The organism is Aeromonas sp. QDB25 (assembly GCF_027707725.1).
In the GTDB taxonomy this organism is placed as follows: domain Bacteria; phylum Pseudomonadota; class Gammaproteobacteria; order Enterobacterales; family Aeromonadaceae; genus Aeromonas; species Aeromonas caviae.
The window spans coordinates 1-10,970 of the sequence record NZ_JAPCIZ010000102.1; the positions used below are offsets into that span (position 1 = coordinate 1).

General features: G+C 60.8%; 8 protein-coding genes and 1 pseudogene. 4 read left to right on the plus strand and 5 right to left on the minus strand.

Annotated features, from left to right (window positions below):
- The first annotated feature begins 384 nt into the window (after positions 1-384).
- The gene (locus PG883_RS21180) at positions 385-1,581 is read left to right on the plus strand and encodes an NnrS family protein (protein ID WP_270808044.1); all 1,197 of its coding nucleotides are present in this window, start codon (positions 385-387) and stop codon (positions 1,579-1,581) included.
- On the opposite strand, the gene PG883_RS21185 is transcribed toward PG883_RS21180, so the two are convergent.
- Positions 1,582-2,154 (minus strand): helix-turn-helix domain-containing protein, encoded by a 573-nt coding sequence (locus PG883_RS21185; protein WP_042015843.1) that lies wholly within the window; start codon positions 2,152-2,154, stop codon positions 1,582-1,584.
- Between the two features lie 113 nt (positions 2,155-2,267).
- Here PG883_RS21185 and PG883_RS21190 point away from each other — a divergent pair, with 113 nt between their 5' ends.
- Together PG883_RS21190 and PG883_RS21195 are read left to right on the plus strand one after the other, a co-directional pair.
- A complete protein-coding gene (locus PG883_RS21190) occupies positions 2,268-3,419 on the plus strand; it encodes a benzoate/H(+) symporter BenE family transporter (RefSeq protein WP_233735814.1) in 1,152 nt (383 codons plus the stop codon).
- Positions 3,420-3,566: 147 nt separating this feature from the next.
- Complete coding sequence (locus tag PG883_RS21195; RefSeq protein WP_270808048.1) at positions 3,567-4,631, plus strand: DUF3103 family protein; 1,065 nt, start codon at positions 3,567-3,569, stop codon at positions 4,629-4,631.
- Positions 4,632-4,694: 63 nt separating this feature from the next.
- Here PG883_RS21195 and metF read toward each other — a convergent pair whose 3' ends face one another.
- The gene (gene metF / locus PG883_RS21200; RefSeq protein WP_010674220.1) at positions 4,695-5,591 is read right to left on the minus strand and encodes a methylenetetrahydrofolate reductase; all 897 of its coding nucleotides are present in this window, start codon (positions 5,589-5,591) and stop codon (positions 4,695-4,697) included.
- Positions 5,592-5,918: 327 nt separating this feature from the next.
- On the opposite strand from metF, the gene PG883_RS21205 reads away from it, so the two are divergent.
- A complete protein-coding gene (locus PG883_RS21205; protein WP_270808050.1) occupies positions 5,919-6,710 on the plus strand; it encodes a GNAT family N-acetyltransferase in 792 nt (263 codons plus the stop codon).
- Positions 6,711-6,770: 60 nt separating this feature from the next.
- Here the strand turns inward: PG883_RS21205 and PG883_RS21210 are convergent, their stop codons facing one another.
- The 3 genes and pseudogenes from PG883_RS21210 to PG883_RS21220 form a co-directional block, all read right to left on the minus strand.
- Positions 6,771-8,234, minus strand: a complete 1,464-nt coding sequence (locus tag PG883_RS21210) for an extracellular solute-binding protein (RefSeq protein ID WP_042864821.1) — start codon at positions 8,232-8,234, stop codon at positions 6,771-6,773.
- An 8-nt stretch (positions 8,235-8,242) separates the two neighbouring features.
- Positions 8,243-10,222 (minus strand): methyl-accepting chemotaxis protein, encoded by a 1,980-nt coding sequence (locus PG883_RS21215; RefSeq protein ID WP_039040116.1) that lies wholly within the window; start codon positions 10,220-10,222, stop codon positions 8,243-8,245.
- A 197-nt stretch (positions 10,223-10,419) separates the two neighbouring features.
- Positions 10,420-10,860: pseudogene (locus tag PG883_RS21220) on the minus strand (OmpW family outer membrane protein); the annotation flags it as partial.
- Positions 10,861-10,970: the final 110 nt, after the last annotated feature.

Here is a 10,970-nt window from a genome sequence, read left to right on the forward strand (position 1 = left end):
TGCTCGATGCTGTGAGTGCCCACACAGATTGCTTGATTCAAATTGTTAAAGAGCGTCACGCTTATCGCGTTGAGGAGGCGCATCTTACGCTCCTCACTTCGAAAGTCAAGCCGTTTTTTTCGCTTTCCTTTCGGCGCCCACTTCGCTAGGAAGCTGGCTCATCAGGTTGGCGTGTTCCGCCGTGCTTGTAGGGGCGCATTATAGGGAGCCGCGCCGTGATGACAAGGGCTTTTTCACCGAAAAGAACCGTTCGCTCAGATATACAGCAAAGCGGTTCTATTTCGTTCGCATCACCACCATTTCGGGCTGTCATTGGATTTAAATTGAACATTTGAAAAGCCACTTTATAATTGGCTTTTCAAATGTTCAATTAAGGTTTCATTCATGCACCAGATCCTGGATAGCCGCAAAGAGGAGAGAATCGTTCCTCTGTTCCGCCTCGGGTTTCGGCCTTTCTTCCTGTTCGGCGCCTTGTTCTCGGCTTTGGCGATGCTGGGCTGGCTGGGGCAACTCAACGGCTGGTTCGCTCTGCCCGGGATTAGCAACCCCATCTGGTGGCATGCACATGAAATGTTGTTCGGCTTTGGTGCCGCCATAGTGGCGGGTTTTCTGCTTACCGCCGTCCAGAACTGGACCGCTCACCCAGGTGTACGCGGTTGGCCGCTGGCACTGGTCGTGGGATTGTGGGCCATCCCGAGAGGCCTGCTCCCCTGGTTTGGAGAAAGCAATGTCACTCTGATGGTCATGGACCTGGCCTGGTTGCCCCTCTGTACGTGGTTCCTCGCCAGACCCATCATAGTGACGCGCCAGTGGCGCAATCTCTTTTTTGTTCCCCTGCTTCTCGTGTTGACCCTGCTCAATACCGCTTGCTGGCGGTGGCATGCCGAATGGCCATTGGTGGAACATATCCTGCTTGCAACCGTGCTCCTCTTCACGACCCTGATTGCCGTCATGGGAGGACGTGTCATTCCCTTCTTTACCGCCAGAGCCACTGGGACGGAAAAAGCATTACCACTGCCGTGGCTGGAGCGCATTGCCCTCGCGTCTCTGTGGCTCATCCTGCTGCTCTGGTTTGTGCTCCCGACACAGTGGGTCATCGGAATTCAGATGTTCCCTCTATATATAGTGGCGGCAGGGGCTCACCTCTACAGGCAGCTGCGCTGGCGACCCGGAACCACGTTGGCCCAGCCCCTGCTGTGGTCGCTTCACCTGGCCTACCTCTTTATCCCACTGGGGCTGACCGCCCTGGCGGCACGCACGGCTGGCTGGCCGATTGCCTTGTCACTGGCCAGCCATCTGTTCAGCGCGGGCAGCATGGGGGCCATGATCCTCGGGATGATAGCCCGTGTATCCCTCGGACACAGTGGCAGAGCCCTGCAGATAGGACGCAGGATCACGGCGGCATTTGCACTGGTGATCCTGTCCGCGCTGTTGCGGGTCTTGCTCCCTCTCTTTTGGCCAAATCTCACCCTCACGGGATGGAACCTCAGCGGATGGAGCTGGGTTGCCGCCTACGGTCTGTTCATCTGGGTTTATACCCCCATACTGACCAGTCCCAGGGCGGATGGCCGCCCCGGCTAATCATCGCGTGGCCATGGCCGGATAGTGGATCAAATTGTGGAAGATGGCGGGAGCGACCCCAAGATTGCGATAGCCATGGGGACGGTCCGCTGCAAACCGGACGGCCTCACCCTGATCGAGGGAACGCCACGCCCCGTCAACCAGTACCTCCATCACACCGCTGATGACGATGACATGTTCGGTCACTCCGGGTTCATGGGGTTCTGACTCCCGCTGGTAGCCAGGTAGCAGGGTCAGTTCGAACAACTCGAAACCAAAGCGGGCCTCATAGGGGAAAAGCGGGGCAACCTGCATCCCCTCTCCCGCCGGCTGCTGTCGAATATCATCGGCAATACGGTATACCGTCTCTCCCTGTGCCGCTGGTGTCGGCTCAATGAAACTGGAGAAAGAGACCCGAAAGCCGGTGGCAATCTTCCACAATGTTGCCACCGTCGGACTGGATTCACCTCGCTCGATCTGTCCCAGCATGGCCTTGCTCACCCCCGTTTCACGGGCGGCCATATCCAGGCTCCATCCTCTTTCAGTGCGCAGCCCTTTCAATCGCTGGGCCAGATAGCGACTCATCTCCTGCATCTGTTCTCCGATTACTTCGAACCATATTGTGCGCCATAACGCACAGCGCTATAGTCAAAACCACATTGTACGCAATAGCGCACAAGCTATCAGCATCCACAAGGAAGTTTCCCATGCCCCTAGCCCTCCCCCACATGGTCGCGGGACTCATCGCCGTATTGGTGGGTTACACGAGTTCTGTCGTCTTGATCATCCAGGCTGCCACGGCCGCCGGTGCCGATGCAGCCCAGGTCTCTTCCTGGTTATGGACACTGGGTATCGGCATGGGGGTCAGCTGCATCGGCCTCTCCCTCTATTACCGGGTGCCTGTCTTGACGGCCTGGTCCACCCCGGGTGCCGCCCTGCTCATCACCAGCCTGGGGAACTTCAGTCTGGCTGAAGCCATCGGCGCCTTCATCATCTCTTCACTGCTGATCACCCTCTGCGGTATCAGCGGCTGGTTCGACAGGCTGATGCGTCACATTCCCGCCCCCCTGGCGGCCGCCATGCTGGCCGGAGTCTTGCTCAGGTTCGGGCTGGATCTCTTCAAGGTGGCACCGCAAGATCCTCTGCTGCTTGGCACCTTGCTACTGGCTTTCTTGCTGGGTCGCCACCTCTGGCCCCGCTACACCATGGTGCTGGTCCTGGCGGCCGGCATGCTGCTCTGCACCCTGAGGGGCGAGCTGCAACTCAACGAGGTTCACTGGCAACTTTCCACCCCGGTCTGGATCTCGCCAGCCTTTTCCATCGACGCCCTGCTCGGCATCGCACTCCCGCTCTTTCTCGTTACCATGACCTCGCAAAACATGCCGGGCATTGCCATCCTGCGCGCCCACGGCTATCAACCGGCCACTTCTTCCCTGATTGGCTGGACCGGATTCATCGGCGTGCTGCTGGCACCGTTTGGCGGCTATGCCTTCAACCTGGCCGCCATCACTGCCGCCATCTGCATGGGCAAGGAAGTGGATCACGATGCCACTCGACGCTGGCCTGCTGCCGTGTGGGCTGGTTGTTTCTACCTGCTCACAGGCTGCTTCGGTGCCACCGTGGTTGCCCTGTTCAGCGCATTCCCTGCGGTGCTGGTCACCTGCGTGGCCGGACTGGCGCTGCTCGGCACCATAGGCAGCAGCTTGCACAGCGCCTTGCAGCAGGACGAGGAGCGGGAAGCCGCGCTACTGACTTTCCTCGTGACTGCCTCGGGGATCACCCTGCTCGGGGTCGGGTCTGCCTGCTGGGGATTGCTGATCGGAGTGACATTGCATCAAGTCAACCGGCTCCGCGCCTGACCTGACCATCTGGGGAGACTCCAGTGAGACGCAGCACATAATCCTGAGAAGAGCGTTCACATATGAACCTTATTCCTTTCTAGTGAGAAAACGGCGCAGATCCTTCCCGACAAGCGCCGTTGTCAGACTCAATACTGGAGAACGAAGATGAGGAATCAGGCTGTCATTTTGTTACTGGCACTGCTGGGCGCCACCACGACCCAGGCTGCCGACACCGATCGGGAGCTGGCACGCCAGCTCGCGCTGCAGCAGAAGAACCTGCTGCCACTCCTGAACAATCAGGAATACCAGAGCCCGCTGCCCAACCTGCTGCCAAAGGCCAGCCCGCGTCTGAAGCGCCAGGCTCGGGATGCCAACCAGGCGGCCATCAGTCGGCAAGGGCTGGATGGCGAGGTCAGGGAGCTGATGCAACTGCGGCTGGCCAATCCGGATCAGGCGGATGCACTGCAACAAGGGGTTGAGCCACTGGTTGCCTACATACCAAGCGGTGACGAAAAGAGCTGGAGCGCCATCGAGGCGTTCGACAGCGCCGGCAGCCCGATCTATCTCGATGTGAACCAGCCGCCGGCGCGGCCGGTACTGGTGGTGGAGGCCGATCCGGTCAAAGCCAAGAATGCCGGCCTGAAGGTGATGCGAAAGGCGCTGGCTGCCGCCGACATGCAGGTGACGCCCCGTGCCACCAGCAACGCCACGCCCCTCAAGACCAGCACTCTCAAGAAGATCAGGCTCAACGATGATCAGGAGCCCTGGCTGCTGGGCGCCGCCGAGGTCTATGCCGTCGTGGCCGGGGTCAATCCTGGCAGGGACGAGCCCGTGGTAGATATCGTCGACATGCCCTATCTCGACTACGACAACACCGACTACACCCCCAACCAGATCCTGGTCTATTGGGATCGCTACCGCTGGGGAGCCGTCGACGTGGTCATGATGGAGCAGGATGACAACGTCAATTACAAGGAGCTGAGTGCCCTCCTGATTGACGCACTCAAACTCGGCTTCACTGCGGGTGGCGTACCCGAGGCCCTGCCCTTCCTCGACCTCGGCGGTCGTATCGTCAAGGCACTCCCCGACTCCTGGATGACCAACAACGACGACTACCTCGACACCTTCTATACCCTGGAGCAGGACCAGAGCTATCACCAGTATCCAGGTGCCGCCGGCAATGCAGTCATCGATCTCGAGCCCAGGGAGATCCAGCCAACCCGGCCCTGACTGTCGCCCAAAACAAAAAGCCAATGAGAAGACTCATTGGCTTTTCTGTATCAGAGCCGCGGATCAGGCCTGACCTTTCGGCCTCACACCCAGTGTGTGACAGATGGCGTAGGTCAGCTCTGAGCGGTTCAGGGTATAGAAGTGGAAATCCTTCACCCCTTCCTGACTCAGCACACGCACTTGGTCGATGGCAATGCTGGCTCCCACCATGTTGCGCGTCATCTGATCGTTTTCCAGTCCTTCGAAACGCTGGTGCATCCAGCGCGGGATTTTCACGTTGGTGAAACCGGCAAACTTGGCCAGGGTCTGGTAGTTGGAGACCGGCAGTATCCCCGGCACGATCTCCGCATCGATACCGATGGCGGCGCAGCGATCCCGAAACCGCAGATAGGTCTCCACATCGAAGAAGAACTGGGTAATGGCCCGGTTGGCACCGGCATCTATCTTGCGCTTGAGGTTGAGCAGGTCGGATTGCGCACTGCGAGCCTCGGGGTGGCCTTCCGGATAGGCGGCGACCGAGATGTCGAAATCGGCTTCAGATTTGAGCAGGGCAACCAGGTCGGTGGCATACATGTCAGGCTTGTCGAGGCCGGGGGGCAAGTCTCCGCGCAGGGCCACGATGTGGCGAATGCCGCTGTTCCAGTAGTCACGGGCAATGGTGCGCAACTCGTCACGGCTGGCATCGATACAGGTCAGGTGCGGGGCGGCGATGAGGCCGGTACGCTCCTTGATGTCCTTGATCACCTTGTGAGTGCGGTCCCGGGTGCCCGAATTGGCGCCATAGGTCACAGAGACGAATTTGGGCTCCAGCACCTGCAGGCGCTCGATGGACTGCCAGAGGGTGTTCTCCATCCCTTCGCTGTTGGGCGGGAAAAACTCGAAACTGACCGATATATCGCCACCCAGATCCGCCAAACTCTGGTTGAGTGCCTCAACCTGACGCGCGCTGTGAAATCCCATCTGCTCTCTCCCTGTCCTGCAACCCATTCCTTCACGCCAAAACGGATGTTTGGACGTCTAAACGTCTTTCTATCTTTATGATAAAACGGATCAAAGTCAATACCGATTTGTCAGCGACAAAGGGGATTGCCGATTTTTTTATTTTGCAATTCAACCTAAGTAATGAGCGACCCCATCCCAAAATGCTGTCAGGCACGCTATGATGCGGGCGGATCGTCCTGGACGTTCTGAATCTGCGTGTGATTGTTTGGCCGGGTTTCCCGGCCTTTTTTTAACTTCTTTCCCCGCCTGCCGATAAGCAATTCAAGCGTTTGCAGGAGCCCCATCATGGAAGATCACCCCGGTTTTGCCACCGATCTGCTGTTCGATCGCTATCAGGGCGAGGTGACGGATCATGATGCGTTCTGGACCGTGCGCACCCCGAGCTCTCCAGACTACTACTTCGGCAACTACCTGTTGCTGCCCACCCCCCCAAGCGATCGTGACAAGGGCTGGCTCGAGGCCAGTTTCGACAGGCTGATTGGCTGGGATCCCCGTATCCGCCACCGCACCTTCCAGTGGCCCCTCGCCGCAGGCCAGAACAGCCGGGTCGCCGGGTTCGTGGCGGCGGGATACCAATACATGGAGTGCGTGGTACTGGCGCTGGGTGCAATGGAGTGGCAAGCCCCCACCGGCAGCGACCTGGCTCCGGCTCGCCCGTTCACCGCGGCGGACTGGGATCAGTGGCTCGCCTTCGAGCTGGCAGAGCGGGATCCCGCCCATTCGGAGGAGCGCTATCTTCCCTATCTCTTGTCACGCCGCCAGCTCTATCAGGCCATGATCGATGACGGGCTCGGACAGTGGTGGGGGTTATGGCACCAGGATCAACTGGTTGCCAGCTGCGGACTCTTCTTCACCGGCACCCTGGGACGCTTTCAACTGGTGCGCACGCACGCAGAGTGGCGAAACCGGGGGCTCTGTCGTCTGTTGCTGAGCCAGGTCGCACGCCAGGGACTGGCACGGGCCAGTTCGCTCATCATAGTGGCAGACGAGCACTATCACGCCCAGCGGGTCTATCGCACTCTGGGTTTCGTGCCGGTGGCCCGTATCGGCAGCCTGTGCCGCTGGCCACGGGAATGACAGGTCATCACGCAGATGCAAAACGGGAGGCCAAGGCCTCCCGTTCTTCATGGTGAACCATCAGGGCTGTGCCCCCTCCAGTTCGCTGGCGAGCGCCTCCTCCACTTCGGCAGGAGGCGCTGGAGCGACGGCTCCGGACACCGGTACTGACGGAGGCTGGGTCGCGCTTGCTCCGGAAGGCGCTTGTCCATCCGGCACCACAGGCGCAGCAGGTTCGGTCCCGATGGCACCCGACACAGGGACGGCAGGCACGCTCGCCTCACACTGACACTCCTGTCCCTTGCCCTGGTTGCCCTGATGGGGGGCATACCACCCTTTCAACCCCTGTTCCAGGCGATCGGCCGCCGCCTTGGGTGCCACGGTTCCCAGCAATACCTGCTGGCTCACCTCGGCCAGTTCATCCCCGAGCTTGGGAGTGCCGCGGGAGAGGATCTGGGTGGCAACCCGGATGGTGGAATCGCACTGATCCCGCCACTCCATCATCTCTCTGGCCGCCGGATTGGTGGCTTCAAAGAAGTGGTTGGAGAGCGAGAAGAAGCCGGGCAGCGAGTTGGTATAGAGCTCGGCAAACTGGGGAGTGGTCAGCCACTGCAGGAAGGTCATGGCGGCCTCCTTGTTCTTGCTGGCCGGATTCATCCCCATACCGATGTCGGTGTGATCGGTGAAGAAACAGCCATCCCCCTGCTTTGCCACGGGCGGGCGCATGACACCGAAGTCCACCTTGCCGGTGAAGGGGGCGATCTCCCAGGATCCCGCCGCATAGAAGGCAGCCTTGCCCGAGGTGAACAGCTCGTTGGTGGTGGCGTAGTCGCGGCTCTCACCCCCCTCTCCCAGGTAGTCACGCCAGCGGGCCAGCTCCTCGAACACCTTGACGTATTGCGGGTTGTTGAAGCGCTCCTGGCCCCCGATCAACGCCAATCGACCATCCTCCCCCTTCCAGTAGTTGGGGCCTATGTTCTGGAAACCGAGCTCGGAGGCAACCCAGCTCTCCGAGCCGCTCACGGCGAGGGGAACATAGCGACCATCCGCCTTCACCTTGTCCAGGGCCGCGAAGAATGCCTCGCGGGTCTGGGGAACCGTCAGCCCCAGCTCACTGAAAATCTTCTTGTTGTAGAAGAAGCCGTGAATCACCGATGCCATGGGTACGCAGAAAGTCTGGGCGCCACTGTCGGTCTGCCAGGGGGATTGGGCAAAGCTCGGGAAGTTCTCCATCCCCGCCATCTCGCTCAGCTCCACCAGATGGCCCGCCTTGAACAGGGCCAGGGAGTCGTCAAACGGGCGGCAGGTGATGAGATCCCCCGCCTTGCCCGCCTTGAGGCTGGCCCAGAGGGTCGGCATGTACTCGACGTTCTGCACCCCGTTGAATTTCACCTGAATACCCGGGTGGGCGGCCTCGAAAGCAGGAATGATCTTCTGTTCCCACAAGGCCTTGTCATCAATGCGCCAGCTCTCTATCACCAGCTCGCTGGCCATCAGCTGGCCACACAACAGGAGACTCAGGGCCCCGATCCACTTGTTAGCCATAAGTCCTCCTACACCTTGAAATGGGCGATCAATTGCTGCTGCTTGGCGACCAGATCCGCCAGCACCTCACTGCTGCTGGCCGATTCCCGTGCCTCCCGCTCGGTCTCGTAAGCCACATCCGCAATGCCGGCGACATGACGGGCAACCCCCTGACTCACGGAGATCTGTTCCTGGGCGGCATGAGCCACCTGATCCGCCATCGCCTTGATGGCACTCATCCGCTCGGCAATGGATTGCAACGCCTCGTCCATCACCCGGGTCTGGGCCACGCAATCCTGGGTCTGCTCCTGGCTGCGTGCCATCACGGCCACCACGTGCTTGCTGGAACTTTGCAGGTTCTCGATCATGGCCTGGATCTCCTCGGTCGAGGTCTGGGTCCGGTTCGCCAGTGCCCGCACCTCGTCCGCCACCACCGCGAAGCCGCGACCGGCGTCCCCCGCCCTGGCCGCCTCGATGGCCGCGTTCAGCGCCAGCAGGTTGGTCTGCTCGGCGATGCTGCGGATCACGTCGAGGATGCTGCCGATGTTGTCGCTGAATTCCCCCAGCTTGTGGGTGATGCCGACCGCCTCTTCCATGGCTCCCGCCAGTTGTTCGGTGATCTGGCGCGTAGTCGCCACCTGTTTGCGTCCGGCGCGGGCCTCTTCATCCGCCAGGTCCACCTCGCGCTTGGTGCCGTCGGTGGAACGCGCCACCTCAGTCGCACTCACCTCCAGCTCGGTGATGGCGGCAGCCACCTGATCGGTCTGACTCTTCTGATCCTGCACCCGTGACATGGCCCGCTCGCTTATCTCGGCGGCGCGGCTCGCCTCGTCCACCAGATGGCGCGAGCCGGCATTGATCTGGGCGAGCAGCTCGCCAGTCTTGTCTGCCAGGGTATTGATGGAGCGGGTCAGGCTGCCAAACTCGCAGCGGCTCTGGTAGTCGATGCGCCGGGTCATGTCACCCGTGGCCATGCGATCCAGCTCCCGATCGATGAGTTGCAGCGGACGCTGGATGCTGCGGGCCGTGGTGTAACCGATGAGGAGCGCGGCGGCCGCGGAGATGGCAGACACGATCAGGATCCAGGCGCTGGCGCTGCTGACAGCGTCATCCGCCCCGACCCGGCTCGCGCTGGCAATGCTGCCCGCCGATTTGGCCATCTCGTCCAGCAGCGCCAGGCTGTTGACCAGACTGGTGTCGAGCTGCTGGTTCAGGGACTGCAGCGAGGCCGCCAGTTGCTGGCCATTGCGCATGGTCGCCAGCAACCCTTTCGGGCCGAGGGCCAGCTCCTGCATCCGATCGAGGTTGACGATGAAACGCTGCCTCACGTCATCGGGCACCTGCACCCGTTCGAGCCGTTTGCGTGCCATCTCGATATCCTTGCCGAGCACCTTCTCCAATTCATTGAGATCGGTCTTGGCATCGGCCCGGCGGATGTTTTTCAGATCCCGGGCAATGCCGGAGGTGATGAGTTCGGCCTTGTTGCGCATGGAGCGTTTGCTCGCGGTCTGCTGCAACAACAGGTCGGCGGCCCACTGGTAGGTATCTTCCAGCCGGATGAACGCCAGCTCCAGTTCATGGCGCCGATCGAGTGCGGCCACCCACTGGCCGTGCTGGGTCAGCACCTGATCCGCCAACCCGTAGAACTCGCGGGTCGCCCCGTCGACCTGGCGGAACCGCTCGCTCGCCTCGGCCACCCCGTCAAACCGGGCCATCTCCTTGCTCTGGGCCAGGAAACGCTCCTGCTGCGCCTTGAACTGGCTGGCCAGTTGCGGCAACTGGGCCGCCTCCTCGCTGGTTCTGTAGGTGAGCACCCAGCGGTTGCTGTCCTGCAGTGCCCCCTTGAGCCCGGCGACTGCGATCACCAGGGGGGTGGCACGATCAGAAACCTGGGAGAGCCCCTCGTTGATCCCCCGGATCTTCAAGATACTGATGAAGCCGAGCAGAACCAGCAACAACAGCATCAGCACGAAGCCGGCGATGATCCGCTGCACAATAGATAAACCCATGGAGGCATCCTCACTCGTTGGGGAAAGGGGTGAATGCCGAGGTTATCGGCAGCGGGATGCAATGGAATAGCGGTTCGTAACGCGATGGCGGGCCAGATCACAGTTGGCGTGACATGGCAGGCAGAAAAGGGCCCGAACAGAGCCGGGCCAAAGAGACATGCTTGGTTGTCATGGCCGAGCACCGGCCACGTTTGTCATCAGAAGCGGTAGCCGACGCCGAACATGAAGGCCACCGGATCGATGGAGGTGTTGATGGTGCCCACGGCGGTATGCACATCGGTATCGATGTCGATGAGCCAGGCGGAGGCGTTGACGAACCAGCGGTCATTGATCGCCATGTCCAGGCCCACCTGACCCGCTATCCCCCAGGAGGAGTCCACGCTCACATCCGTCCCGGCCAGGGCACCGCGCCCTTCCTCGTCGAAGAAGGTGGTGTAGTTGATACCGGCCCCCACATAGGGGCGCACCTTGCTGTTGGCATCACCGAAGTAGTACTGCGCCATCAGGGTCGGCGGCAGGTGTTTGACCTTGGCGACCTCACCCAGGCCGGCAGTCGACACCGAGTGGGAGAAGGGGGTCGCGGCCAGCAGCTCGACACCCCAGTTGTCCGTCAACATGTAGGAGAGGGTCAGGCCAACGGCGTTTTTCAAGATAGTTGTCGCGCAAAGCTGTTTTAAGCAGCCTCTTTTTGCTCCGGCTCGGGTTTCTCGGGCCGCTCCGGATTTAGCATCACGGCACCGATAGGTGT

Bases quoted from the DNA above. Each gene is read 5' to 3' on its own strand.
- PG883_RS21180 (WP_270808044.1), top strand. From the start codon at position 385: ATGCACCAGATCCTGGATAGCCGCAAAGAGGAGAGAATCGTTCCTCTG.
- PG883_RS21185 (WP_042015843.1), bottom strand. From the start codon at position 2,154: ATGCAGGAGATGAGTCGCTATCTGGCCCAGCGATTGAAAGGGCTGCGC.
- PG883_RS21190 (WP_233735814.1), top strand. From the start codon at position 2,268: ATGCCCCTAGCCCTCCCCCACATGGTCGCGGGACTCATCGCCGTATTG.
- PG883_RS21195 (WP_270808048.1), top strand. From the start codon at position 3,567: ATGAGGAATCAGGCTGTCATTTTGTTACTGGCACTGCTGGGCGCCACC.
- metF (WP_010674220.1), bottom strand. From the start codon at position 5,591: ATGGGATTTCACAGCGCGCGTCAGGTTGAGGCACTCAACCAGAGTTTG.
- PG883_RS21205 (WP_270808050.1), top strand. From the start codon at position 5,919: ATGGAAGATCACCCCGGTTTTGCCACCGATCTGCTGTTCGATCGCTAT.
- PG883_RS21210 (WP_042864821.1), bottom strand. From the start codon at position 8,234: ATGGCTAACAAGTGGATCGGGGCCCTGAGTCTCCTGTTGTGTGGCCAG.
- PG883_RS21215 (WP_039040116.1), bottom strand. From the start codon at position 10,222: ATGGGTTTATCTATTGTGCAGCGGATCATCGCCGGCTTCGTGCTGATG.